Raw genomic sequence first — 26511 nt, 5'->3', positions numbered from 1 at the left:
CGTGATGGACGACGTGAGGAAGAGATGACCGTTCGGATGATCAGCGAGTGGGCCGAGATCGTGGACCTGCCCGCGCTCGGCCGGTGGATGGATGCGCAGGGACTGCCGGAGGGGGAGATCACCGACCTCGCCCCGCTGGGCGGCGGCACGCAGAACATCATGCTGCGGTTCATACGGGGTGACCGTGACTACGTCATGCGCCGCGCGCCGAAACACCCCCGGCCGGTGAGCAACGAGGTATTGCGCCGGGAGGCGCGCCTGCTGGGCGCGCTGCGCGACACCGATGTGATCGCACCGCGAGTGATCGCGGCCTGCACGGACGAATCCGTGCTGGGCGGCTCGGTGTTCTATCTGATGGAACCGGTGGCCGGATTCAATCCGGGTACGGAACTGCCCGGCCTGCACGCCGGTGACGAGTCGATACGGCATGCGATGGTGCTGTCGGCGGTCGAGGGCATCGCGAGGCTCGGCAATGTCGGCTACGAAGCCCTGGGGCTGGCCGATTTCGGCAAACCCGACGGTTTCGTGGAGCGCCAGGTCTCGCGCTGGCTGCGCGAGCTGGAGGGTTACCGCAAGAACGACGGCTATGCCGGCCCGGATATCCCGCATCTGGACAGGGTCGCGCAGTGGCTGGAGAGCAACCGTCCGCAGCGTTGGCGGCCCGGCGTCATGCACGGCGACTGCCATCTGGCGAACATGATGTTTCGTTGGGACGGACCGGAACTGGCGGCCATGGTCGATTGGGAGATGTCGACCATCGGTGATCCGCTGCTGGATCTGGGCTGGCAGATCGCGACCAATCCGGCCGGTGCGGCGGGCGCGGCGGTGACCCCGGCGCTGGCCGCCGCCGGGGGAGTGCCGACCGCCGCGGAGATGATCGAGCACTACGCGCGATTCTCTGATCGGGATCTGAGTGCGATCACCTGGTACACCGTGCTGGCGGGATTCAAGCTCGGAATCATCCTGGAGGGCACGCACGCCCGCGCCGCGGCGGGCAAAGCGCCCCGGGAGATCGGCGACAAGCTGCACGGGATCACCGTGCAGTTGTTCGCCGAGGCGGCCGAACTCCTCGAGTGAGGTCGATATCGTGGGGCGGTGATCCTGGATTCGGGATCACCGCCCCACTGCCGTGTTCAGCCGCGCGCCGCCCGCAGCAGCGCCGCGGTCTCGGTGAGTTTGACCCGAGGCCTGCCCGCCGCCGCGCCCGCTGCCCGTTCCGCCGCGTCGATGGCGGCCCATCCTTCGCGATTCACGACCTCGGGCCGACGCCGCACCACCAGGGCGGCCAACGCTTCCCGGTCGGCGCGGGGCGGCTTCAGCTCACCGGCGATGAAATCGGAGATCAGTTGGTCGACAGTCTCTTTGGAGTCGGCTTTGTTGGTGCCGATGACTCCGCGCGGGCCGCGCTTGATCCACCCGGTCACGTAGACGCCCGGGGTGACGCGGCCGAGTTCGTGCGGCACCACGCCGCGGGCATGGTCGAATGGCAGCCCGTCGATCGGTTCACCGCGATAGCCGATCGACCGTAGTACGAGCCCGGCTGCGAGCGATTCGGTGGATTCGGTCGGTTCGGCGCGCAACCCGTTCGCGTCGCCCGCCAAGGCGTTGCGCACGATGGTCACGGCTTCGGCCCGATCGTCGCCGCTGATCGCGGTGGGAGAAGCCAAGTAGCGGAATACGATTCGCTTGTTTCCCGAGACCGGGAACCGGTCGGCGTACTCGCGTGCGAGGTCGACCTTCAACACCAGCGACGGTTCCGCGTCGGGGTCGTCCAGCTGGGCCTGCGTGATGGGATCGAGCACAAGGTCCTGCTCGTCGACGATGACGTCCACCCTCGGTAGATGACCCAGGGCCAGGAACTCCGGCGTGGTGTAGGCGGCCTGTGCCGGGCCGCGTCGGCCCAGCAGGACGACCTCGCGAACAGCGCTGTGCCGCAGGGCTTCCAGCGCGTGATCGGCGATATCCGTGGTTGCCAGCTGATCGGGATCCATGGTGAGGATGCGTGCGATATCGAGGGCCACATTGCCGTTGCCCACGATCACCGCGCGCTCGCCGGACAGGTCGAACCGGCGGTCCGTGTACTCGGGATGGCCGTTGTACCAGGCGACGAATTCGGTGGCCGAATGGCTGCCCGGCAGCTCCTCGCCGGGAATACCGAGGCGGCGGTCGGTGCTCGCGCCCACCGCGTAGATCACCGCGTGGTGGTGTTCGAGCAGTTCCTCGTGCGAGATGTGCTCACCCACTTCCACATTCAGGTGCATGCGGACGGCATCGCGTCCGAAACCGGTGGTGAAGGCGTCGGTCACCGTCTTGGTGCCGGTGTGATCGGGGGCCACCCCCGCGCGCACCAGACCCCACGGCGTGGGCAGCTTGTCGAACATCTCGACCTCGACATCGGCGCGTCCGCGCAGCTCCTGTGCCGCGTAGCAGGCCGCCGGTCCCGCGCCCACGATGGCGACGCGCAGCGTGCCCAGTTCCTTGGACGGCCGAATCTCCACCGGCAGCGGTGCGAGATCCGCCTCGAGGGGATGCCGCTCGAAGTAGGCGGCATTGATATCCCGGTATCGCGTCAGCGACGCGGTGAGGTCGTCCTCGGGGAAGATCGCCTGTACCGGGCAGCTGTCGGCGCAGGCGCCGCAGTCGATGCAGGTGTCCGGGTCGATATAGAGCATCTCGGCCGTGGCGAATTCCGGCTGTTCCGGTGTCGGGCGAATGCAGTCCACCGGGCATTCTGCGATGCAGGTGGCGTCGTTGCAGCAGCGCTGCGTGATGACGTAGGCCATGGCGCTCCTCTGTAGGCGTCTAGTCGAGCGATTGACTGACCGCCCGTACGGTCACAATAATGGGCCACATCGACTCGGTAGAAAAGAGGGACCTGTGGTGAGTGAGAACAACGGCGTGCTGGCGGGCCGTGTAGCCCTGATCACCGGCGGCAGCCGGGGTCTGGGCAAGGAGATGGCGCAGGCGTTCGCCGCCGCGGGCGCGGACCTGGTGATCGCGAGTCGCCGCATCGACGGCTGTCGGGAACTGGCCGCGCGGCTGAGTGAGAAATATGGCTGCCGCGCACTTCCGGTCGCCGCCAATGTCGGCGACTGGGCCGAGTGCGATGCGCTGATCGAGGCCGCCTACGCCGAATTCGGCCGGGTCGACGTACTGGTCAACAATGCGGGCATCTCGCCGCTGTATCCGAGCCTGGCCGAGGTGGGGGAGTCGTTGTTCGACAAGGTGATCGGCGTGAACCTGAAGGGCCCGTTCCGGCTCGTCGCCGAGATCGGCACCCGGATGGCCGCGGCCGGCGGCGGGTCGATCGTCAACATCACCTCGGTGGCCGCCACGCGTTCCGATGTCATCGCACTGCCGTATTCGGCGGCCAAGGCCGGGCTGAACAATCTCACCGAAGGATTCGCGCAGGCATTCGGTCCCACCGTGCGGGTCAACGCGATTCAGTGCGGCCCGTTCGAGACCGATATCGCCACCCACTGGCCCGACGAATTCCGCGCCCAGTTCGCCACCACCGTCGCGCTGGGCCGTCCGGGTCGCCCCGACGAGATCATCGGGGCAGCGCTGTATTTCGCCTCCGATGCCTCCTCCTTCTGTACCGGGTCGATCCTGCGGCTCGACGGCGGCATCCGCTGACCATGTGAATCGATGATATTTCATGGAGAACTTGACTGACCGGACGTACGGTCACGATAATGGGCAGATGATCCAGCCCAACGAAGAGCAGCCGGCGTTCCTCCGCAAGGACGGTCACGTCGCGATCATCACGATGAACCGCCCGCACGCCATGAACGCGGTCAACGCCGCCATGTCGATCGCGCTGCAAGGCGCGGTGGACGAATTCCTCGCCGACCCGGAACTGCGCGTCGGCATCCTCACCGGGGCGGGCAAGGCGTTCTGCGCCGGCGCGGACCTGAAAGAGGTCGCGGCTGGGCGTTCGCTGATCGGACCGGGCCAGCGTGAGCGTGGCTTCGGCGGCATCGTGAAGCAGGTCATCGACAAGCCGCTGATCGCGGCCGTGAACGGTTACGCGCTCGGCGGCGGCACCGAATTCGTGCTCGCCTGCGATCTGGCCGTCATGAGCGCGGACGCCACGCTGGGTTTGCCGGAGGTGCGGCACGGCATCATCGCCGCCGGCGGTGGGCTGCTGCGATTGGCGCGCAAGGTGCCGCCGGCGATCGCACTGGAGGCCCTGCTCACCGGATCGCCCATCGCCCCGGAGGAGGCGCTGCGGTGGGGCCTGGTCAACCGGGTGGTGCCCGCGGACCAGGTGCTCGAGGCGGCACTGGAGCTGGCGAACAAGATCACGCGCAATGCGCCGCTGGCGGTGCAGGCGAGCAAGCGGGTGCTGTATCAGGCCGCGGCGCTGTCGGATTGGGGCGAGGAGGCTTGGCGGCTGTCCGACAACGAGGCGCGGCTGATCATGAAGACCGCCGATGCGAAGGAAGGCCCGCGTGCCTTCGCACAGAAGCGGGCGCCGCAGTGGGAGGCGAGGTGAACGCGGGAACCGGCCGCGCCGCCATCGCGGGGCTGGGGTTGACCGAGGTCGGCAAGGTATACGGCCGCAGCGCAACGGATTTCGCCGCCGACGCCGTGCGCCTCGCGGCGGCCGACGCCGGTCTCGCGGTCACTCAGATCGACGGGCTGCTCGTCAGCCCGGGTACGCAGGGCTCGCCGAAGCTGTCGCTGCAGAAGGTGCTGGGGCTGCGGGATCTGCGGCTGCTCGCCGAGGTCTCCGCGCTGGGCGCGAGCCCGGCCGCCATGATCGCCCTCGCGGCCCAGGCCGTCGTCAGCGGCGAGGCGACTGCGGTGGCCTGTGTGTTCGCCGACGCTCCGCTGAAGGAGAAGGGTTCGGCGCGTGACGCTTTCGGCAAGCAGCGGGCACTGCCGAGCGGATTCGCCTCGTACCACATCGGAATCGGCGCGATCACGCCGAATCTGTTCTACGCCCTTGCTGCTCGACGGCATTTCGAGACCTACGGGACCACCAGTGCACAGCTGGGCGCCATCGCGGTCGGGCAGCGGGCGTGGGCGGCCGGCAATCCGGTGGCCCAGTTCACCGCGCCGATCACCCTGGACGATCATCAGTCCTCACCGCTGATCGCCGATCCGCTGCACCTGCTCGACTGCTGCCTGGTGTCCAATGGCGGCGCGGCCGTCATCGTCACCTCCGCCGAGCGGGCACGCGAGCTCGCGCAGCCGCCGGTGGACGTACTGGGCTGGGGACAAGCACATCCCGGTCAGCTCATGCACCGGGAGTCGCAGTTCGGGTTGCGCACCGGGGCGGCCGTGGCCGGACCCGCTGCGCTGCGCATGGCCGGTGTCACGGTCGAGGATGTGGATCTGCTCGAGCTCTACGACAGTTACACCTTCACCGTGCTGGTCACCTTGGAGGACTACGGATTCTGCGCCAAGGGCGAGGGCGGTGCGTTCGTCGCCGACGGCAAGCTCGCTCCCGGCGGCAGCCTGCCCTGCAATACCGGTGGCGGCCAGCTCTCCAGCTATTACCTGACCGGATTCACCCCCATCGTGGAGGCCGTCACCCAGGCCCGCGGCCACGCCGGCGCACGACAGGTCGACAAGACCGATGTGGTGATGGTCAGCGGCAGCGGCGGTGTCCTGGAACATCACGCCACCCTCGTGCTGAGCGGAGCCGGACGATGAACGACCAAGCGACAGCGGCGATCTGGCCGCCCATGCAGCGGGACGGCAAGAGCGCCGAATTCTTCGACGCCGCCCGGCGCGGCGAACTGGTGATCAAGAAATGCGGTGGGTGCGGGGAGCTGCTCGCACCCGAGGCCGCGGTGTGCACCACCTGCGGCGGCACCGAGCTCACCTGGGTGCCCGCGGCGGGGACGGGCACGCTGATCACCTGGACTGTGATCCACCGTGCGCCCAACCGTGCCTATGCCGAACTGGTGCCCTACACGGTGGCTGTCGTCGAATTGGCCGAGGGGCCTTGGATGTACGCGCGTGTCGTCGGAACACCCGGTGCGGGAGCGCCGGTGCGGGTCGCGTTCGAGCACCCCGCCGAGGGGGAGAGCTACCCGATCTGGACCACCGACATCGGCACCGCCACAGAGAGCGACAACTGATATGGCCGAATTCGACCTGGCGACGCTGCACGAGGCCATTGCCGAGGTACTCGCCGACGAACCGTGCGTGATCGCGCAGCGGACCTACACCTGGCGTGAGACCACCGACCGGACCCGCCGCCTGGCCGCCGTGCTGCGCGGACACGGGCTCGGCGGGCGACGTGATGTCGAGAACGGTTGGGAGACAGGGCAGGACCATCTCGGGGTCTACCTCTACAACGGGCCCGAGTACCTGGAAGCGGTGCTGGGCGCGCACAAGGCGTCGGTGGCTCCGTTCAACATCAACTATCGGTATACGCCGACCGAGCTGGCCTATCTGCTGCGTGATGCCGACGCCAAGGTCGTTGTCTTCGGCGGGCACTTCGCGCCCACACTGGCCGAGGCGTTGCAGGAGCTCGATCACCCGCCGGTACTGCTCCAGGTGGACGACGGCAGCGGGGCGGCCCTTCTCGACGGCGCGCTGGACTACGAATCCGCTTTGGCGGCAGCCGATCCCGCCGACGGCATTCCCGCCGCCGGACCGGATGACCGGCATCTGCTCTACACCGGTGGGACGACCGGCATGCCCAAGGGCGTGATCTGGCGGGCCGGTGACCTGGTCGCCGGGCCGCTCGGCGTACGCAATGTCGAGACCCTCGCCGACGCCGTCGCGCGGGCCGTGCGCATTCGCGGGCGGGTGCTCCCCGCACCACCGCTCATGCACGGCGCGGGCACCGGAATCGCATTGGGCGGCTGGCTGTCCGGCGCGACAGTGGTCATTCAGCCGCACCCGGAACGCCTCGATGCCGCCACCCTGCTCGATACCTGTGCCCAGCACGGCGTGACCTCGATGGCCATCGTCGGCGACGCCTTCGGCGTGCCGCTGGTGACGGAACTGGAGCACAGTCCCCGTGATCTGCGGGGGCTGCGCCTGATCGTCAACAGCGGTGCTGCACTGCGGGATTCGCTGAAGGACCGGCTGCAGGAGCTGCTGCCGCAGATTCGTGTCAGCGATATGCTCGGCTCCTCCGAAACGGGCCTGCACGCCAAACGCGGCGCGGACGGCAAGACCTTCGCCGCGCGCGGGAACACCGCCCTCATCGACGAAACCCGCACTCGCGTGGTCGAACCGGGATCCGACGAGATCGGCTGGCTCGCACAGGGCGGGGCCATTCCCGTGGGCTATCTCGGCGACCCCGCCAAGACCGCCGCCACCTTCGTCACCATCGACGGTCGCCGCTATTCGGTGCCCGGTGACAAGGCGCGCGTCACCGCCGACGGCACCTTCGAATTCCTCGGCCGCGAAGCCACCACCATCAATACCGGCGGCGAGAAGGTCTTCGCCGAAGAGGTCGAACTCGTCGTGCGCGGACTGCCCGGTGTCGCCGACGCGGTCGTGGTCGGCCGGCCCAGCGAGAAATGGGGCCAGGAAGTGGTGGCGCTGTACCAGGCCGCCGACCTCACCGTCACCGACCGGCAGTTGCGCGACGGCTGTCGAGAAGCGCTGGCGGGCTACAAGATTCCCAAGTCATTCATCCGCGTCGACCGCATCGGACGGCACGCGAACGGCAAGACCGATTACGCGTGGGCGAACGCGGCGGCGACAAGTACGGCACAGGAGACACGATGACCGACACCGCCCTCATCCCCGACCTAGGTAATCCGGCCACCTATGTGTCCGGCTTCCCGTACGACGCGGTGGCTCGGCCGCGCCGCGAATCCCCGGTCTTCTGGGTGCCCGAACCCGCCACCGACGACTTCGCGGGCGGCCCCGGCTTCTGGTACGTCACCCGGCACGCCGACGTCATGGCAGCCGGTAAGCGCCCGGACGTGTTCAGCTCCTACGAGGGCGGCACGTGGGTTCGTGAGGTGTCCCCGGCCGAGCTGGAGATCCAGCGGCAGGCCATGCTGAACATCGACCCGCCCATGCACACCCAGATGCGCAAGATCATCAGCAAGGCGTTCACGCCGCGCGTGGTCAACGGCATGATGGAATCCATTGCCGCGCACGCGGATCGAATCGTCGAATCACTCGGCGACGGCGGCGAGCTGGACTGGGTGGAGCGCGTCTCCGCGGAGATGCCGCTGCTGGTGCTCGCCGATATCCTCGGCATCCCGTCCGAGGAACGGCATCTGCTGTTCGACTGGACCAACCGCATGGTGGGCTTCGACGACCCGGAAGCCGTCGACAAGAAGTCCTACGTCTCGGCGTTCTACGAACTGTTCGCCTATGCCCGCAGCCAGACCGCGGCCAAGCGCGCCAATCCCACCGACGATGTGTGGAGTCTGGTCGTCAACGCCGAGGTCGACGGCCGCACCCTCACCGACGACGAACTCGACCGCTTCTTCCAGCTGTTGGTCATCGCCGGCAACGAGACCACCCGCAATATGCTCAACGGCGCGGTGCTGCTGCTCTCGGAGAACCCGGACCAGTGGCGTCTGCTGCGCGAGGATCCGAGCCTCATGCCGCAGGCGGTCGAGGAAATCCTGCGCATGTTTCCGCCCATCCTGCAGTTCCGGCGAACCTGCGTGCAGGACATCGAATTCGGCGGGCAGCAGATCAAGGCCGGCGACAAGGTGGTGCTGTCCTATGCCGCCGCCAATCGCGACGAGACGGTCTTCGAGAACCCGGACACCTTCGACATCACCCGCAAGCAGAACCCGCACGTCTCCTTCGGCTTCGGCACCCACTTCTGCCTCGGCAGCGGCGTGGCGCGGCTCGAGGGGCGACTGCTGCTCACCAAACTGTTCGAACGATTCCCAACTATCGAGGTGATCGGCGAACCGGCGCGGCTGCGATCCAACTTCGTCAACGGCGTCACCGAACTGCCCGTGCGGCTTTCGCGCGCGAAGGGGCAGTAGGTGACCTCCGACCTCTGGTCCACCCCGGAGCGACAAGACCTGCGCAAGCTGGTGCGTGACTTCACCCGTCGTGACATCGCTCCGCATATGGACGACTGGGAACGAGCGGGCGAGTTGCCGCGTGAACTGCACGCCAAGGCGGGCGAGTTGGGGCTGCTGGAGCTTTCCTTCCCCGAATCTGCCGGCGGTGCGGGTGATTACATCGATCTGGCGATCCTGATCGAGGAGCTCATCGGCAACGGGGGCAGCCCGGGCTTGTGCGGGTCGCTGCTCACGCACACCATCGCCGCACCGCATATCGCCGCGGTCGGGAACCCGGCGCAGGTCGAGAAGTATGTGCGGCCGACCTTGGCGGGCACGAAGATCGGCTCGCTGGCGATCACCGAACCCGGTACCGGCTCCGACGTCGCGGCCGTCGGCACCCGGGCGGTTCGCGACGGCGACCACTACCTCGTCGACGGCGCGAAGACCTACATCACCTCCGGTGTCCGCGCCGACTACGTCACGACCGTCGTCCGCACCGGCGGCCCGGGCTACCGGGGACTGTCGCTGCTGATCGTGGACACCGACACTCCCGGCTTCACCGTGGGCCGCAAGCTCGAGAAGATGGGCTGCCTGTGCTCGGATACCGCCGAACTGTCCTATGACGGTGTGCGCGTACCGGTTTCGAACCTGGTCGGCCCGGAGAACAGCGCCTTCGCCCAGCTCATGACCCGCCTCGACGGCGAGCGCCTGAACCTCGCGGTCCAGGCCTACGCCACCGCGCAGCGCGCCTACGACCTCACCGTGCCCTGGGTGCGCGAACGCACCACCTTCGGCCAACCCCTCGCGCAACGCCAGGTCATCCGCCACAAACTCGCCGAGATGGCCCGCCGCGTCACGGTGGCCCGCGTCTACGTCCGAGATGTGCTGACCCGCTACGTCACCGGCCAACCGGTGGGCAGCGAAGTCGCCATGGCCAAGAACACCGCCGCCATGGCCTGCGAGTACGTCGTCAACGAAGCCGTGCAGATCTACGGCGGCATGGGCTACATCCGCGAGAACGAGGTCGAGCGCCTCTACCGCGACAGCCGCATCCTCACCATCGGCGGCGGCTCCACCGAAATCATGAACGAGGTCATCGCCAAATCCCTCGGCCTCGACAACTGAACAGCGTCAACGGATTACGGAAGGCAACCCGAGTGGGGCACTATCGCAGCAATGTCCGCGACCTCGAATTCACCCTCTTCGAGATGTTCGGACTCGACAAGATCCTCGCCTCGGGCGCCTACGGCGACCTGGACGGCCCCACGGTGCGCCAGATGCTCACCGAAGCGGCGAAACTGGCGGAAGGCCCAGTGGCCGAAGGGTTCTCGGACGCCGACCGCAACCCGCCCACCTTCGACGCGGCTACCCACACCGTCCGCATCCCCGAATCCTTCAAGAAGGCCCTGCGCGCCTGGCAATCCGCCGACTGGTTCCGCGTCGGCCTGCGCGAGGAAGTCGGCGGCGTACCCGCCCCCGCCATGGTCACCTGGGCCATCACCGAATTCCTGCTGGGCGCCCAGCCCGGCATCTACTTCTACCTGACCGGCCCGGTGTTCTCGAGCATCCTCCACGGCATCGGCACCGAGGAACAACAACGCTGGGCAACCCTTGCAGTAGAACGCAATTGGGGCACCACCATGGTGCTCACCGAACCGGACGCGGGCTCCGACGTAGGCGCCGGCCGCACCCGAGCCATCCCACAGCCCGACGGTTCCTGGCACATCGAAGGCGTCAAGCGTTTCATCACCTCCGCCGACTCCGACGACCTCTTCGAAAACATCGCCCACCTCGTCCTCGCCCGCCCCTCCGGCGCAGGCCCGGGCACCAAAGGCCTCAGCCTCTTCTACGTCCCCAAATTCCACTTCGACACCCACACAGGCGAACTCGGCGACCGCAACGGCGCCTTCGTCACCGGCCTCGAACACAAAATGGGCCTGAAGGTCTCGGCAACCTGCGAAATCACCTTCGGCGCCCACGGCACCCCCGCCAAAGGCTGGCTGATCGGCGACACCCACAACGGCATCGCCCAAATGTTCCAGATCATCGAAACCGCCCGAATGATGGTCGGCACCAAAGCCATAGCCACCCTCTCGACCGGCTACCTCAACGCCCTCGACTACGCTCGCCACCGCATCCAGGGCGCCGACCTCACCCACATGGCCGACAAGAACGCCCCCCGCGTCCCGATCATCCAACACCCCGACGTCCGCCGCTCCCTGATGATGCAGAAGGCCTACGCCGAAGGTCTCCGCGCGGTCTACCTCTTCACCGCCGCCCACCATGATCCCGAAGCAGCACAACAGGTCTCGGGCGCGGACCCCGCCCAGGCAGCCCGCCTCAACGACCTCCTCCTCCCGATCGCCAAGGGCGTAGGCAGCGAACGCGCCTACGCCATGCTCACCGAATCCCTCCAAACCCTCGGCGGCTCCGGCTACCTCCAGGACTACCCGATCGAGCAGTACATCCGCGACGCCAAGATCGACTCCCTATACGAGGGCACCACCGCCATCCAGGCCCAGGACTTCTTCTTCCGCAAGATCGCCCGCGACGGCGGCGCAACCCTGGAGTTCCTGCTCGGCAAGATGGATGAAACCGTCACCGGGGGAGCGGGATTCACCACCGAGCGCCGCCTGCTCGGGGTGGCCGTCGAGGACGTGCGCGGCATGGCCGCAGCACTCACCGGCTACCTGGCCGCTTCTGCGCAGCACCCCGAGGAAATCTACAAGGTCGGAACCGGTTCGGTCCGATTCCTGCTCGCCACCGGCGACTTGCTGGTGGGCTGGTTGCTGCTCCGCCAGGCCGAGATCGCCGCGGCCGGATTGGCCGCCGGCGGTATCGAGCCCGCGGACGCGGCGTACTACTCGGGCAAGGTCGCCGTTGCGTCCTTCTTCGCGAAGCAGGTCTTGCCGACCCTGTCCGCTGTCCGCACCGTGCTCGCCGACCTGGACAACGACCCTATGGTCCTCGACATCTCCGCGTTCTGAGGCGGTCCCTGAACTTCAGACTCCAGCGAGGCAGCTCGATGGCAGTCGGCCTATGTGACCCGGCAGTGGGGCGTCAGTGCGCCGCGGCCTCCTGCATGCACTCGTGCACGATCTTGGGGAGGCGGCCCTTCGGGTCGGCGAGCGAGGTCAGCATGAAGCGGTCGATCAGCAGGCCGCCCAGGGCGAGGTCGACGAAGGCGGCGCCGACCTCGTCGGGGGTGCGGCGGCCTTTGGGGTTGAACCAGGTCCACATCCATTGCATGGAACCGAAGATTTGGAGGGTGGCGAGGGCCTCGTCCAGTTCGCGGAAGACGCCGGCGTCCATGCCGGCGCGGATTTCCTGTTGCATCATGCGTTGGACGTCGGAGCGGTGCTCGCGGATTTTGAGCATTTCGGGATCGTCTGTGAGCTGGACGAATTCGCGTTGGCTGGCGATGGTCGCGTCGCGATCCTCGATTTGGTAGAAGACGCCCGCGTAGATCATGGCGGCTACGCGTTCGGCGGGGGATTCCAGGCGTTCGAAGACCAGCTTCAGTTCGCGTTTGCGCTGGGACATGTAGTTGTCCTCGAGCTCACGCAGCATCTGGGCCTTGGTGCCGAAGTGGTGCACGATGGTGCCCTTGGACATGCCGAGTTCGTTGGCGATGTCGCCGAGATTGGTCTGGTTGTAGCCGCGTTCGGCGACGTGACGGATGAACGTCTCCAGAATCTGATCTCGGCGGCCGGGGCGGCCTGCCACTTCGGTACCTCCTTGTAAGACTTACCGCACGGACGGTCACTTCAACCGTATCATCTGGAAGGTCAGTGCAGCAGGAGGAGGACCTGCAGCTCGCCGACGAGGAAGCCGAGGATCGCGCCGACGGTGACGATCTTCCATTCGTCCTGTTTGAAGGCCGGGCGCAGGATGTTCTCGTATTCGTCGTTGGTCATGAGCCGCATCTTCTCGATGATCATGGCGTGTACGTCGAGGGCCCGCATGGTGTACTCCTCGATCTGCCGGGTGCTGTCGGGCAGCCGAGTGCGCATGGTGTCGACGACATCATGCTTCATGGCCTCGAGGCTCGAGGCGAAGGCGAATTCGACGAGGGGCTTGGCGCGGCCGAGTTGCTGATCGAGCACCCGCTGGACCTCGTACTCGACGAGGGAGAACAGACGATCGGACTGCGGGCCGGTCAGCATCGCGTGAATGATGTTGGCGGGGGTCAGGATCTCATTGGCGATGAGGCCGCCGTAGTCGACGGCGACCTCATCGCGGCGCTTGTGAAAGAGTCCCTGCCAACGGAATACGCCGAGGTAGCGCTTCGGCTCGATCGGGCGGAACACCATCTGGAGCGCCAGCCAGTCGGTGGAATAGCCGACGAACGCGCCGAACAACGGCATGATCAGTGCGGAGTGGGTGAACGCCCAGATGACCGCCTGCACAATGCCCAGGAGGAAACCGAACAACAGTCCCGAGCGGACGATGAACCGCATTTCTGGTGCGGCGATCTCGCGGATCATGCGGACGGTCAGCGCTTTGTCGCGCATGAGCGCGTCGATGGCCATGGCGCGCATATCGAAGACCAGATCCACATTGGCCTTGAGGTCGTCCATCATCTGCGCGATCAGCTGCGGCGAATCACTTTGAATCCGGCGGATCAGCATGCGGCGCACCTGTTCCGGCAGCAGCTCCCAGATGCCGGGCTGGTGGCGCATCATCAGCTTGTGCACGACCTCGGCGACCGTGTCGAGCATCGGCTCCTGAATGTGCTTGGCCAGTTCCTCCGGATCGATGCGGTCGATGATCTCCTGTGGATCGATCAGCCGTGCCAGCATGAGATCCACGGCGACGGTCGACATCCGCGCCGAATATCGCGGAACCAGGCCCTGCCAGCCGAGATACGGCGGGATGCCCTTGAATTCCAAAGGGCGGAACAGCATCTCGACCGCGACCAGCTTGGTGAACCAGCCGATCGCGGCGGCGACGAACGGCATCAGCGCGTACAGATGCCAGTTCTCCTGTAGGTCGGCGGCCATCTTCGACCAGTCCATGATTCCCCCCTCGGTGATCTGATCGACTACACGGCGCGCTGCGTGCGGTGCAGAAAGCGTCCGATCTCCGCGATGGCGTCGTCTGCCTCGGGCACGAATCCCGCGAATATCTGGAAGACGTGTATCTGACCCGGCCAGATTTGCAATTCGCACGGCACGCCAACGCGTTTCAGCGCGGCCGCGAAACCGCGCGCATCGTCGAGCAGGCATTCTCGGGTGCCGACCTGAATGAAGGTCGGCGGCCAGCGGCGGTCCACCCCGTCGATCGGTGTGGTGCGCTGATCGCGAATGCCGCCACCGCCGAAGTGCGCGCGGACGGCGGGTGCCCAGAACGGCACGGCGAGAACCGGATCGCGGCGTCGCCGGTCGCGCGCTATGGCGCGGGCGGAGGTCGGATCGATTACGGGGGAGAGCAGCACCACCGCGGCGGGCCGGGGCAGCCCTTCTCGAATGACATCATTGATCAGCGCGGCCGCCAGATGTCCGCCCGCGGAATCACCCGAGACAATCAGTCGTGCCGGATCCACGCCCGCGGCGAGCAGACCCCGATAGGTCGCCAGTGCGTCGTCGGCGCCGGCGGGATGCGGATGCTCGGGCGACAATCGATAGTCCGGCAGGCAGACTCGGGCATGGCACGCCGCGGACAGTCGCACCGCCAGTGCGGTGTGCGACCGCGGTGACCCCACCAGGAAGCCGCCGCCGTGCAGGTGCAGCACGGTGGTCTCGCCCGCTCCGGCGCTTTCGGCTTGTACCCAGGTGCACGGCACGCCGTTGAGCGTGGCGGCAGAGGTGCGGTGCGAAATCTTGCGCGCCGACCCGGAGGCGCGATCGGTCAGGAAGCGGATGGCCGCCAGGGTGTTGCCCGAGGGCTCTCCGAAACGGAACAGTGGGCGGACCGCCACTCTGAAAAGTATTCGCGCCGCGACACTTCGGCTGCTCGGCCGAGCTGTCGGTGCCTGCGATGTCTCGGCACCGGAGCCGGGTAGTCCTACGAACGATCGCGCTGTCGAGTCCGCGCTCCACATGGTTGCTCCATTCGGCGTCATTGCCCGTCGATGCTTCGACGCATCGATACAGCGGATGGTAAGCACAACCGTACGGACAGTCAAAAGGTCGGATCTCTCAATGATCCTGCTGCGGGCGGCGAAGGCTGTTGCGAGAAAGTTTCACCATTCTCTCGGTATTTGCCCAGTAAGGCCCATGGCCGTTGACGGAAAGTGTGACCCCGTGCACAATAGCTGCCCATACGGCGAACTGACCGTACGTACGGCTAGAGCATGATTTAGGGGATGGAATGCGGGAGTCCGGTACATACGCGGGGGAGGAGGGGCCGCCGATCCCGACGGATCGCCTGGGGCTGCACGCGTTACGCGACAACTTCTCCGCAACGACCATGTCGAGCGTCGGAACCTTCGGTCGTGCCATGCGCTCGGGCGTGGAGGCGACTCGCGTGGTCGTGACGGATCTGGTGCGGGGGCGGTTCCAATGGCGGGAAACCCTGGCGCAGGCGTGGTTCGTCATCACCGTGACCGCGATTCCCGGTGTGCTGATGGCCATTCCGTTCGGCGTCATCGTGTCCGCCCAGGTGGGGAACATGGTGAATCAACTCGGCGCGGATTCGCTGATCGGCGCGGCCGGCGGACTCGGCGTGATCAAACAGGGAGCGCCGCTGGCCACCGGATTGCTCCTCGGCGGCGCGGCGGCTTCGGCCATCGCCGCTGACCTGGGGGCGCGCACCGTGCGGGAAGAGGTCGACGCCATGCGCGTCATGGGCATCGACCCGGTGCAGCGCCTGGTAGCCCCGCGCCTGGTCGCCATGCTGCTGGTCGCCCCGCTGCTCAACATCCTCATCATCGTGATGGGTGTGCTGGCCGGATATGTCGTGGCCATCGCCGCGCTCGGCGTCACGCCCGGCAGCTACTGGGAGTCGTTCGGTTCCTTCACCTCCGGCGCCGATGTGTGGGTGTCACTCGCCAAATCAATGGTCTTCGGCTTCCTCGTGGTGGTCATCGCCTGCCACCGGGGACTGGAAGCCAAGGGCGGCCCGCGCGGTGTCGCGGACGGCGTCAATGCGGCCGTGATCCTGTCGGTGGTGTCGATCGCGGTGGTGAACGTCGCCATCACACAGGTCGTGGCCATGTTCCTGCCGGTGGAGCTGGCATGATCGCAACTCCGTACACGCCCAGGGGTTTTCGGTGGTTACGCACGCTGCGAACGCGGGTGCGGCCGTGGGGGCCGCTCGACAATCTCGGATTCGTGCTCGGCTTCTGCTGGCAGGTGCTGTCATCGATTCCCTTCGCGCTCAGGCACTACCGCGGTCGGACGATGGCGCTGATCACCGATATGACGTGGGGCCGCGGCTCGATCATCGTCGGCGGCGGGACCGCCGCGGTCATGGGAATCATGGGTGCCGCGGTCGGCGCGTCGACCGGCATCGAGGCCTACAGCGCGCTGAATCTGGTGTCGCTGGGCCAGGTCACCGGCGTCATCTCCGCCTTCGCCAACACGCGTGAGCTCGCACCGATCGCCGCCGGGGTGGGTTTCGCCGCCCAGGCGGGCTGCCGGATGACCGCCGAAATCGGGTCCATGCGCATCTCGGAGGAGATCGACGCCATCGAATCACTCGGTGTGCGGTCGGTGGCCTTCGTGGTCGCCACCCGGGTGATCGCGGGCTTGGTCGCGATCGTGCCCACGTTCCTGATCGCCCTGATCCTGAGCTATTTCGCGTGCGCGGTCATCGTGGTACGGCTGCATGATCAGCCCGCGGGCGTGTATGACCACTACTTCACCATGTTCGTGGTCAGCTGGGACGTGCTGGCCGCTGTCGTGAAGGTCGCGGTCTTCGCGGTCGCGGTGATCGTGATCCATTGCTATCAGGGCTTTTTCGCCACCGGCGGGCCGGAGGGCGTGGGTATCGCCTCCGGGCGGGCCATCCGGGCGAGCCTGGTGGCGATCATCGCGCTCAATATGGTCATGACGCTGGCGCTGTGGGGATTCACCTCACCTGTCCGGTTCGCGGGGTGAGGGGCATGCCTGCGTACGGACTCCCCGGCGTCGCGACCGACGCCCGCCTGTCGCGCCGCATCGGCATCGTCGTGGTGGCCCTGACAATTCTCGTGCTCATCGGATGGCGCATGCTGCCGTCGCGAAATGACGGCACCCTGTCGGTGGCGGTGCTCACCGACAAGGTCGGAACCGGTGTGCAGACCGGCAACGACGTACGACTCGACGGTGTGGCCGTGGGTCAGGTGGAGGCCATCGAACCGGACGGTCAGCGCCAGCGCATCACCTTGACCCTGCACCGCGACCAATTGTTCGGGCTCACCGACGCGTTCGGTGTGGACTATGTGCCCGGCAACCTGTTCGGCGTCGCCGAGATCGCGCTCGAACGCGGCGCGGGCGGGGCGTCGCTCGCCGACGGTGCGGTGATCGACCTGACCGGGTCCCGTGCCGGCCAGGTCCGCGACGCGACCATCTCGACGCTGCTGCGCTCGGTCGGCACCTTCAGCAATGAGGTGCTCAGCCCGGATCTGATCTCGATACTGGATCGGATATCCAGTGGCACAAGTGCTTTCACACCACTCATCGAGGCGATCGTCGCTACGGTGCGCGCGATCGCGGACACCCAGCGGCTGTCCAGCTCGTTCCTGCTGAGGCAGTACGGTGCGACGCTGGCCGGTCTGCCGGCCACCACACACGGCCTGGCCAGCCTACTGAGCAGCGCGTACGACGCCGAATATCTGCGCTCACCGGAGAATCTGGCGAAATTCGACGCCAGCACCCAGATGATCGTGACCGAATTGATTCCCGCCCTGGCGAACGTCTTGTCCACAGCGGAAACGCATTTCGCGGAGACGGTGACCACGCTCGTGCCGGTGCTGTCGATGCTGTCGCACACGGTGCCCGACCCCGCCCGCTCCAGCGCCGAGCTGGGTGAACTACTGCGGCGCCTCGGCGTGGCCATGCCCGACACCGGAAACGGACCGGTCCTGAACCTCGCCGTCGACCTGCGCGGCGTGCCCGCCCTGGCGGTCCCGCTGCTGGGAGGTGCGCGATGAGGGCACGCTCGCTGCTGCTGCGACTGGGAGCGTTCGCAGGGGCCATGATCGTCCTGCTGATCCTGGTCTTCCACGTGATCGAACGCCCCATGGAGGGCGAGACCGACAGCTACACCGCCGAATTCACCGATGCCAACGGACTCAAGGCCGGTGACGACGTGCGGGTCTTCGGCGTGCGCGTCGGCAAGGTCGGTGACGTCCGCCTGGCTGGAAGCCTTGCCTCGGTGCGGTTCTCGGTCGGACGCGAGCACCGGGTGTTCGACAACAGCACCCTCGCCATCCGATACCAGAACCTGAGCGGTCAGCGGTATCTCGACATTCAGCAACCCGACCAGCCGGGTAACCGGCGCGCACCCGGACAGATCATCGGCGTCGACCACACGGTTCCGGCGTTCGACATCACCACGGTGTTCAACGGCCTGGAACCGGTACTGGCGCAACTCACACCGGCGGACCTCAATCAGTTCGCCACCAGCATGCTGGCCGTGATCGAAGGATCCGGCACCGGGATGGGACCGGCACTGGAAGCGATCGAAAAACTGAGCGGCTATGTCACCGACCGGCAGATCGTCATCGCGACACTGGTCCGCAATCTGGGCACGGTCTCCGAACACCTGGGCGGCAAATCCGGTAACGCGGTGCAACTGCTGACCCAGCTGACCGCCATCTTCGTCAACCTCACTCAGAAGGTCGGCGGGCTCATCGAGTTCTCCCAGAAGATCCCGCCGATCCTCATGCCCGCCGAAAACCTGCTCGCCACAGTGGGACTCACGCCGGGAACCAACCCCGATCTGGAAATCCTGCTCCGGGGGGCCTTCCCGGACCCGAACGAGACGGTCGCGACCCTGAACAGGCTGCCCGCGGTGCTGCAACAACTGGGCGCGGCCATTCCGACGTCGGCGCCCGGCGTGCAAACGGCCTGCTCGAACGGCAATGCGCAAGCACCGCAACCACTTCAGCTGCTCATCGCGGGACAGAGGATCTCACTGTGCAACAACTGATGTCACGCACCGTCCACAACCTGACCCGGGCCGTCGGAAGGCTCTCCTCGGCGCTGCGACGCCTCACCTCGCGGGATCGGGCACCGCTCGGCGACGCGGCCCGGGCTCGCGCGGATAAGCGCTGGGGACTGGCCGGTCTGGTGTGCGTCGTCGTGCTGGCGGCCGGATTCGGCCTCGTTTACGTATCCGACTTCGATGTGCGCACGCACACGGCGTATCTGACCGACGCGGGATCGGTGCGGGCCGGCGATCCGGTGCGAGTCGCCGGCGTCACCGTCGGCGAAGTGAAATCGCTGTCCGCCCAGGGGGATCGGGTCGAGATGCGGTTCACCGTCGCGGAGGAGGTATTCCTGGGGGCGCAGACCACCCTCGCCGTGCGCATGCTCACCATCGTCGGCGGCCACTACCTCGCGGTCATCCCCGCGGGGACGGAGCCCCTGGGCGGCACACCGATTCCGGCCGACCGGGTGGTGCTGCCCTACAGCCTGCCCAAGGTGTTCCAGGAGGCCATCCGGCCCGTCGGCGAGATCGACGGCACCGTCCTACGGCAGAACGTGGCCGCCCTCGAATCCGCGGTGAGCAGGAACCCGCAGGCCATCGGCACCACGCTGACCGCCGTCGGCACCATCGTCGACATCATGAACCGGCAGAACGCCGACATCTCGCGGTCGCTGCGGCTGGCCGACGAATACGTCAACGCTCTCGACGGCGGAAAACAGGTGCTCATCACCCTCATCCAGAGCTTCTGCATCCTCGAAACCCTGGTGGAGAACCATGCATTCGAGGTGAATCAGGCCATGACCGTGCTCGCACGCACCCTCGATCGGGCGGCGCCGCTCGCGCAGGCCTGGGACACCACGCTGCAGCCGATGGCAGGGCCGCTGGCCGATTCGCTGCTCGAGCTCGACGAGATCGGAGCCAAGTTGCAGGCCCTGCTGGATTCGCTGCGCGGGATCGGCGCGCAACTACAGCCGCTGGCCTCGGCGCAGGGGTTGTCCCTCGATCAGTCCGCGACCACCCTCACCGGCGCGGCCATCTGCGTCCCCGTGCCCGGGCGGGTGTGCTGATGCTGAAACAGCTCTTCGCTTCACGCGGATTCCTTTCCGTCGCAACGATTCTCGTCTTGGCTTCGGTGGCCGTGGCCGGCTACCGCCTCGCGAAACCGACCCCTGAGATGCGCAGTTACTGCGCACTCATGCCCGACGGTATCGGGCTCTTCGAAGGCAGCGATGTCACCGTGCTCGGCCTCCGTGTGGGCCGCGTGACCCGCATCGAACCCAGCGGCGACGGCGCTCGGGTCGACTTCGAAATCCCCGCCGGTGAACGACTTTCGGCGGAGGTGGGCGCCACCACGCTGTCCGACACCTTGGTCGCCGACCGCAAACTGGCCCTCATCGGCACCGCAGCCGACGGCGCACCGGCCTGGGACCACGAACGTTGCATCACCCGGACACTGACCCCCAAGAGCCTCACCGCCACCTTCAACGCCCTCGCGGGACTGGCGGACGAGCTCAACGGCGGCGAACAGCCGGACCGGCCCGACCTGATCAAGGACGGCATCGCGGCGCTCGACAATGCCACCGCGGGCCACGGCCGCCAGATCAACGACATCGTCCGCACACTCGGCGCGGCCTTGAATTCCCCCGATGCCGCCATCGGGCATCTGGGCGGGCTGATCGACGCGCTCGCCGACCTGGCCCACAGCGCCGCCAACGGCTGGGGGGATGTGAAGGACATGCTGACCCGGCTCACCGCCGCCCTGCAGGCCGCGAACGATCAGGTCGTGCCGCCCATCGTGGATGTGGTCGATGGACTGCGCGAGGTGCTGCCCGCCGCCAACGAGGCCATCGTCATGCTCGGCGGACCGCTGCTGCGCCGCCTCGACTCCGCCGCCGACCGACTGCCCATGCTGCTCGCCGGGATCGGCTCCCTGCGCGAGCTCATCGCCATGATTCCACCGCTGACACAAGCCTTCTCGACAGCGGTCGACCCCGCCACCGGGCAGACGGTCATCACCTACGCGCCACCGGCCGTGGCGTTGCCGGACGCGGCCGCCGCGGAGGTGTGCGCCGCCGTCAACGCTCTCGCCGCTGGTCGCTGCACCGCCGCCGACGGGCTCGCGCAGGTGCAGGTGACCCAGCTCGTGCTCGGAACGGTAGGTGCGCGATGAGAATCCGTAAGACCGCGATCGCGGTCCTGGCCGGCGTACTCACCACCGCGGCATGCGGTTTCGATCCGGCGCAGGTCGACGTCCCCGGCACCCGGGTCGGCGGGCCGACCTACATGCTGCGCATCGAATTCCCGAACGCATTGAACCTGCCGCCGGGCGCGAAGGTGATCGCCAACGGCGTGCTCGCGGGGAACCTGGACGGTCTCGAAGTCGTCGAGCCCGGAAGCGACTCGGCGGGAAAGGGTTTCGTCGTGGCTACGGTGGACATCACCGAATCGGTGCGCTTGCCCGCGAACGTCACTGCCGAACTGCGCCAGGCCACCCCGCTCGGCGACGTTCACATCGCGCTCACCTCCCCTCCGGATGCGACGGGACCGGCACTCGGCGATGGGGCGACCATCCCCCTGCGGCAGACGGTCACCCCCTTACAGGTGGAGGACACGCTCGCGGGGCTGGCCACGGCGATGGGCAGTGGCGCGATCCTCGACCTGCAGAAGATCGTCCGCCAGTTGAACACCGCACTGCCCGACCATCCCGAACAGACGGCGCGGATGTTCGCCGTCCTGGGCGCCGATTTCACCGATGTGGCCGCCCACCTGGACGACGTCGACTCCTTCCTCGAGGGGCTGGAAGCCAATGCCCGCCAGATCCTCGACGACGAACCCATGCTGAGCAAGCTGCTCGCCGACTACGGCGTCGAACACGTCTCGGCCGTGGTGAATTCGGTGCTCGGCGTGCTGCTCATCATGTCGGCCCTGGCGCCGGTGGCCACCAACGCGGCATGGCTGGCCCCGGCCGTCGCCGGCCTCGACGACACCGCGAAAGCCCTGGTGCCGTTGCTGTTCACCAACCGTCCCCTGGACCTGAACGCACCTTCGAACCTCAACGCCATGGTCGCGCTGTTGCGCGACAAGATCATTCCCTTCGCCGAGCGCGGTCCGAAGGTGAACGTCGTCGGCGCGACCATCGGCGACACGGACGCACCCGCTGTCGCCGAGGACGACCAGGTACAGCGAATCCTCGAGACCCTGCGCATGATCGGAGCCGTCCGATGAGCCCGATGCGGTGGCGGCCGCGCGCCGTGAAACCCGGATCGATACTGTCGCTGGCAGCCATAGCCGGTGTGCTCGTTCTGGGCATCGGCTACCTGAGTTTCGGTGTGCTGCACCTGGATCCGTTCCGCGACCGGCATACGGTGCGGATTCTGCTGACCAACTCCGGTGGAGTCGGCACCGGCTCGCCTGTGCTGTTGAGCGGCGTCCCCGTCGGCAAGGTCACCGCCGTCTCCACCGTCGCGTCCGGAGTGGAACTGCGGCTCGATTTGCAAGTGCGCTACCGGATTCCGGCGGCCAGCGAGCTGCGCATCGAAGCGCTGTCCGCGCTCGGCGAACCCTACGTGGAATTCGATCCGCCCAACCAGAACGGCCCCTACCTGGCCGACGGCCAGCTCATCGACGCCCGCACCACCGCACTGCCCATGTCCATCCCGCAGGTGGCGGTGCGCGCGGTGGAGCTCATGCGGCAGTTCGATCCACAGGCCATCTCCTCCCTGGTCGGCACCATCGACACCGCCATCACCGGAACCCGCGGCGACCTGCCCGCCATCGAACACGCCTCCACCCTGCTGGCCGCCACCATCCTCAGCCGCACCGACCTCATCCACCAACTGCTCACCGACATGCAGACCCTCGGTGCCGACATGGATTGGACCGGAACGGCTTTGGCGTCCTCCGGCCCGCAGTGGACAGGCTTCGGCACCGCCCTGGACCGGCTCATCGTCGCCGCCTCCGGCCTGTACTCGGTCGGCGACTCACCCGCCGACTACCACACCGGCGACGGCATCGTCCCCTTCCTGCAACGGCTCGACGCCCTGCTCCAGAAGATCGGCCCGCAGCTGACCGGCCTCGCACCCGCACTACGCCCCCTGATGGACACCACCGCCCAGGCCGGAAGCCGAATCGACATCGGCGCCCTCATCTCGCAGGCCCTCGCCACCGTCGGCTCCGACGGCGCGGTCCATCTCCGGATCAACCTCAAATAACCAGCAGGAGAACGACAATGAGCACCCTCCCCGACGAGAAGACCGACAGCACCACCCCCACGGAGCCGGGGCAATCCACCGAACCCCGGCGACTGGCGATCCGTCTCACCACCGCCGTCACCGCCCTCGCGACCACCCTCACGATCATTGTCATCGCGACGCTGACCACCCTGCTGATCTCCGCCCGCGGCGACCTCTCCGCCCGCGACGCCGCCGCCGACGACGAACAGCACGCCCGCCGAGTCGCCCTGGACTACGCCGTCGGCGCGTCCACCATCGACTACCGCGACACCCAGGCGTGGTACGGAAAACTCAAGGCCGACACCACAACCCAGCTGGCCGCCAAGTTCGACGCCACCTCCGCCCAGCTCGATCAGATCCTCCTGCCGCTGCAGTGGACCTCCAAGGCCAGCCCGATCGCCGCCGCCGTCACCTCCGAGTCCGCGGGCATCTACAAGGTGAGCGCCTTCCTCAACGTCACCACCACCAGCGCCCAGAACCCGCAGGGCGGCCAATCCACCGTCACCTACGCGCTCACCATCGACAAGAACGCCGGCTGGAAGATCACCGAAGTCGGCGGCATGGACAACGCGCTGCCCGTGAAATGAGACCGCGACCGCACCGGATGTCCAACCGGAAATCGCTTGCGCGACCGGGCGTGCGCGCGCGGCTGCTGGCGATCGTGCTCGTTTCCAGCATCACGCTGCTCACCATCGGGGTGGGTGCCGCCACCTACCTGGTGAAAACCGGCCGCGAGGCCGAGAATTGGGCCGATTTGGCCAGCCGGCTGATAGATCCGGCGCTGGCGATGATCGAAGCATTCCAGGATGAACGCCTCCACTCGCTGCGATATCTGAGCGGCGAGCCGAACGCCGCAGCCGACCTGACTGCCGTGCGCGGGCGCACCGATGCCGCCATCACGCAGGTGCGGGGTCTGCTGGAGGTAGGCCGGGAAATCGATCCGGATGGTTCGGCCGATGAGATCTCCGGCTACCGCGAACTGTACGAACGATTTCCGTCGTTCCGGGGTTCGATCGATTCTCGCCGAACGGCCTCGGGACAGGTATTCGACCTCTTCGGCAAGGTGATCGGCAGTGCGTTCTCCGCGGCGATGCTGGCGGCCAGGGTCGCGCCGGACTCCGCCATCGCCGTGGAACTTTCCTATGCCGTCGCACCGCTGCGCACCGCCGAAGCACTCTCACATGCGGTGGCAATGGGTGCGGTCGTCTTCGCCTCGCAACATCCGGAAGTGCAGCAGCTCACCGAATTCGGTGACTACGTCGGCGAGTATCGCCGCGAAGCGGCGTACGCGGCGTCGGTGTTTCGCGCCGAGCGGCTCGACCAGCTCCACAGCATCACGACGGGTGCCGACTGGCAGCTACTCGCCGCCCTGGAGGAGCGCACGCGATCCTCGGAAACGCTCACCTTCACCGAGACGGCGGAGTGGCGGAATGCCGCGACCCGGGTCCGTTCGGCTTTGCTGAAACTCTGGCAGGACAAGAGCCTCGACGCACATGTGCTGGCCCGTGCGCACGGCGCGCGCATCGCCACCAATTCGCTGTACGCGGGCACCGCGGTGTTGCTGGTATCCGCGCTGGCCTTCGTCGTCGCGCTCGTGATGGCCAATCGGGTCGTCGCACGGATGCAGCGCTTACGCCACCACACTCTCGAGCTGGCCGACCGGCGACTGCCGGACCTCATGCGCCGCCTGACCGACGGCGAACGGGTCGATCCCGATGCGGAAGTCGACGGGCCCGAATTCGGGAACGACGAAATCGGTCATGTGGCAGCGGCTTTCCACCGTGCCCAACTCGTCGCCGTCTCCGCCGCGGTCGCCGAGGCCAAGACCCGGGCAGGCGTGAACGCGGTCTTTCTCGATATCGCCCACCGCAGCCAGATCGTGGTGCACCGCCAACTGGCTCTGCTCGACGAAGCCGAACGGACCGAAGAGAATCCGGCCCATCTCGACCTGCTGTTCAAACTCGACCATCTGGCTACCCGCGCGCGCCGCAATGCGGAGAACCTCATCATTCTCGGTGGCGGGCAACCGGGCCGACGCTGGCGGACCCCGGTGCCACTGGGCGACGTCGTACGGGGCGCGGTAGCAGAGAGCTTGGACTACACCAGGATTCGGGCGGGCCGGCTGCCCGAGGTCCATATCGCCGGAAGGGCGGTCGCCGATCTCATTCACGCCTTGGCCGAACTGATGGACAACGCCACCGCGTTCTCGCCGCCGCACGCACCGGTCGCGGTATCGGGGGCTGTCGTCGGCCGAGGTGTGGTGGTCGAAATCGAGGACCAGGGGCTCGGCATGCCGGACACGCAGCTGGCTGAACGCAACGACCTGCTGGCACATCCCCCCGATTTCAGCGTGGCCGTTCTGACCGATGACATCCGGCTGGGATTGTTCGTGGTCGCGAAGCTTGTTGCCAAGCACGGTATTTCGGTCCGCCTGAGCGAATCGGTCTACGGGGGCGTTCGAGCCGTGGTGCTGATTCCTTCCAGCGTGATCGCCGATTTCGGCGCACGTGAACACAGTGCGGACGACCGCTAGCCGTTCTGCTTGGCTTTCGGGCTCGTCGGGTCGAGAATGCTCGGTGCCACATCCACTGCGACCGCCCGCAATGTCATGGTGAGCAGGAGGAGGGCCTCGTCGCGGGACAGCCTGTCCCTGCGCAACCATTCGTCGACGGTGGTCTCGGCCATCGACTGGAAGCTTCGAATCAGCGCACGCGCGGGCCGGGTGGCGCCTCCGGGCAGTTCGAGCAGTTCCGCCAGGCGTGCGGCCCAGGCCTCACGGCCCTCCTCGAGGAGGTCTTCGATCTCTCGGTCGTTGTTGATCGGGCCGCCCTCGAAGATCGTCATGAACGTGCCGCGGTTCTCCCACACGGTGTCGAGCCATCGGTCGATCGTGTGGTGGATCCTCTCCTCCAGGGTTCCGTGCTGCCGTCGAACCCGGGGGATGGGTGGAAGCCGCGCGAAATTGCGGACCACCTCGACATACAGCTCTCGCTTCGTGCCGAAGTGGTAGTGCAGGTTGGGGCGCCCGATGCCGGCGGCTTCGGCGATGTCCGCGGTCGATACCTCGGAGTAGGGACGTTGCGAGAAGAGGCGCTGGGCGACCTCCACGATCTGTCGGCGGCGCTCGTCGCTCGCCATTCGAACACGGCGGGACTTGGAGTCATCGGTCGTCGGAGTCGCAGACATCTGTCCACCTTACGTCGACCTCTCTGCCTACCGGCGCGGAGAGATATTGACTCAAT

24 protein-coding genes are annotated in these 26511 nt (G+C 67.1%); 19 read left to right on the top strand and 5 right to left on the bottom strand.

Annotated elements, in window-relative coordinates; all coding sequences use genetic code 11:
* Positions 1-24 precede the first annotated feature (24 nt).
* Positions 25-1077, top strand: a complete 1053-nt coding sequence (locus H0264_RS26565; RefSeq protein ID WP_420831987.1) for a phosphotransferase family protein — start codon at positions 25-27, stop codon at positions 1075-1077.
* 56 nt (positions 1078-1133) lie between these two features.
* On the opposite strand, the gene H0264_RS26560 is transcribed toward H0264_RS26565, so the two are convergent.
* Complete coding sequence (locus tag H0264_RS26560; RefSeq protein WP_181580078.1) at positions 1134-2783, bottom strand: FAD-dependent oxidoreductase; 1650 nt, start codon at positions 2781-2783, stop codon at positions 1134-1136.
* Between the two features lie 115 nt (positions 2784-2898).
* On the opposite strand from H0264_RS26560, the gene H0264_RS26555 reads away from it, so the two are divergent.
* The 8 genes from H0264_RS26555 (at position 2899) to H0264_RS26520 (ending at position 11947) form a co-directional block, all read left to right on the top strand.
* Complete coding sequence (locus H0264_RS26555; protein ID WP_181585842.1) at positions 2899-3636, top strand: SDR family NAD(P)-dependent oxidoreductase; 738 nt, start codon at positions 2899-2901, stop codon at positions 3634-3636.
* A 67-nt stretch (positions 3637-3703) separates the two neighbouring features.
* Positions 3704-4498, top strand: a complete 795-nt coding sequence (locus tag H0264_RS26550) for a crotonase/enoyl-CoA hydratase family protein (protein ID WP_181580077.1) — start codon at positions 3704-3706, stop codon at positions 4496-4498.
* A complete protein-coding gene (locus H0264_RS26545; protein WP_181580076.1) occupies positions 4495-5664 on the top strand; it encodes a thiolase family protein in 1170 nt (389 codons plus the stop codon). Before H0264_RS26550 ends, H0264_RS26545 begins: the two co-directional genes overlap by 4 nt.
* A complete protein-coding gene (locus H0264_RS26540) occupies positions 5661-6095 on the top strand; it encodes a Zn-ribbon domain-containing OB-fold protein (RefSeq protein ID WP_181580075.1) in 435 nt (144 codons plus the stop codon). Before H0264_RS26545 ends, H0264_RS26540 begins: the two co-directional genes overlap by 4 nt.
* A 1-nt stretch (position 6096) precedes the next feature.
* Complete coding sequence (locus H0264_RS26535) at positions 6097-7704, top strand: AMP-binding protein (protein WP_181580074.1); 1608 nt, start codon at positions 6097-6099, stop codon at positions 7702-7704.
* Entirely contained in the window at positions 7701-8936 is a 1236-nt protein-coding gene (locus H0264_RS26530) for a cytochrome P450 (RefSeq protein ID WP_181580073.1), read from the top strand. The genes H0264_RS26535 and H0264_RS26530 overlap by 4 nt, the downstream gene beginning before the upstream one ends.
* Positions 8937-10085 (top strand): acyl-CoA dehydrogenase family protein, encoded by a 1149-nt coding sequence (locus H0264_RS26525; protein WP_181580072.1) that lies wholly within the window; start codon positions 8937-8939, stop codon positions 10083-10085.
* Positions 10086-10117: 32 nt separating this feature from the next.
* Entirely contained in the window at positions 10118-11947 is a 1830-nt protein-coding gene (locus tag H0264_RS26520; protein ID WP_181580071.1) for an acyl-CoA dehydrogenase, read from the top strand.
* 73 nt (positions 11948-12020) lie between these two features.
* Here the strand turns inward: H0264_RS26520 and H0264_RS26515 are convergent, their stop codons facing one another.
* From H0264_RS26515 to H0264_RS26505, 3 genes are all read right to left on the bottom strand, one after another.
* Positions 12021-12686, bottom strand: coding sequence for a TetR/AcrR family transcriptional regulator (locus tag H0264_RS26515; RefSeq protein WP_181580070.1), 666 nt, complete (start codon positions 12684-12686; stop codon positions 12021-12023).
* Positions 12687-12748: 62 nt separating this feature from the next.
* Complete coding sequence (locus tag H0264_RS26510; RefSeq protein WP_181580069.1) at positions 12749-13978, bottom strand: DUF445 domain-containing protein; 1230 nt, start codon at positions 13976-13978, stop codon at positions 12749-12751.
* A 26-nt stretch (positions 13979-14004) separates the two neighbouring features.
* Positions 14005-14880, bottom strand: a complete 876-nt coding sequence (locus H0264_RS26505) for an alpha/beta hydrolase (RefSeq protein ID WP_181580068.1) — start codon at positions 14878-14880, stop codon at positions 14005-14007.
* A gap of 491 nt (positions 14881-15371) precedes the next feature.
* On the opposite strand from H0264_RS26505, the gene H0264_RS26500 reads away from it, so the two are divergent.
* From H0264_RS26500 to H0264_RS26455, 10 genes are read left to right on the top strand one after another with little or no spacing between them, the layout of a single operon-like run.
* Positions 15372-16142 carry an MlaE family ABC transporter permease gene (locus H0264_RS26500; protein ID WP_231087351.1) on the top strand — a complete coding sequence of 257 codons (771 nt, stop codon included), beginning with the start codon at positions 15372-15374 and terminating at the stop codon, positions 16140-16142.
* The gene (locus H0264_RS26495; RefSeq protein ID WP_181580066.1) at positions 16139-17002 is read left to right on the top strand and encodes an ABC transporter permease; all 864 of its coding nucleotides are present in this window, start codon (positions 16139-16141) and stop codon (positions 17000-17002) included. Before H0264_RS26500 ends, H0264_RS26495 begins: the two co-directional genes overlap by 4 nt.
* 5 nt (positions 17003-17007) lie before the next feature.
* Entirely contained in the window at positions 17008-18036 is a 1029-nt protein-coding gene (locus H0264_RS26490; protein ID WP_181580065.1) for an MlaD family protein, read from the top strand.
* Positions 18033-19037, top strand: a complete 1005-nt coding sequence (locus tag H0264_RS26485; RefSeq protein WP_181580064.1) for an MlaD family protein — start codon at positions 18033-18035, stop codon at positions 19035-19037. Before H0264_RS26490 ends, H0264_RS26485 begins: the two co-directional genes overlap by 4 nt.
* Positions 19037-20104, top strand: coding sequence for an MlaD family protein (locus H0264_RS26480; RefSeq protein ID WP_181580063.1), 1068 nt, complete (start codon positions 19037-19039; stop codon positions 20102-20104). The genes H0264_RS26485 and H0264_RS26480 overlap by 1 nt, the downstream gene beginning before the upstream one ends.
* A complete protein-coding gene (locus H0264_RS26475; RefSeq protein WP_181580062.1) occupies positions 20104-21207 on the top strand; it encodes an MlaD family protein in 1104 nt (367 codons plus the stop codon). Before H0264_RS26480 ends, H0264_RS26475 begins: the two co-directional genes overlap by 1 nt.
* Complete coding sequence (locus H0264_RS26470) at positions 21204-22262, top strand: MlaD family protein (protein WP_181580061.1); 1059 nt, start codon at positions 21204-21206, stop codon at positions 22260-22262. The genes H0264_RS26475 and H0264_RS26470 overlap by 4 nt, the downstream gene beginning before the upstream one ends.
* Positions 22259-23248: an MlaD family protein gene (locus H0264_RS26465; protein ID WP_181580060.1), complete on the top strand. Its 990-nt coding sequence runs from the start codon at positions 22259-22261 to the stop codon at positions 23246-23248. Before H0264_RS26470 ends, H0264_RS26465 begins: the two co-directional genes overlap by 4 nt.
* Positions 23249-23265: 17 nt before the next feature.
* Positions 23266-23856 carry a hypothetical protein gene (locus tag H0264_RS26460; RefSeq protein WP_244975952.1) on the top strand — a complete coding sequence of 197 codons (591 nt, stop codon included), beginning with the start codon at positions 23266-23268 and terminating at the stop codon, positions 23854-23856.
* Positions 23857-23873: 17 nt separating this feature from the next.
* A complete protein-coding gene (locus tag H0264_RS26455) occupies positions 23874-25802 on the top strand; it encodes a sensor histidine kinase (RefSeq protein ID WP_181580059.1) in 1929 nt (642 codons plus the stop codon).
* Here H0264_RS26455 and H0264_RS26450 read toward each other — a convergent pair.
* Positions 25799-26455 (bottom strand): TetR/AcrR family transcriptional regulator, encoded by a 657-nt coding sequence (locus H0264_RS26450; RefSeq protein WP_181580058.1) that lies wholly within the window; start codon positions 26453-26455, stop codon positions 25799-25801. The genes H0264_RS26455 and H0264_RS26450 overlap by 4 nt on opposite strands.
* Positions 26456-26511 lie beyond the last annotated feature (56 nt).

This window comes from Nocardia huaxiensis (assembly GCF_013744875.1).
In the GTDB taxonomy this organism is placed as follows: Bacteria; Actinomycetota; Actinomycetes; order Mycobacteriales; family Mycobacteriaceae; genus Nocardia; species Nocardia huaxiensis.
Note: the sequence above shows the minus strand (reverse complement) of the source record. Positions and strands in the feature narration are given on the sequence as shown.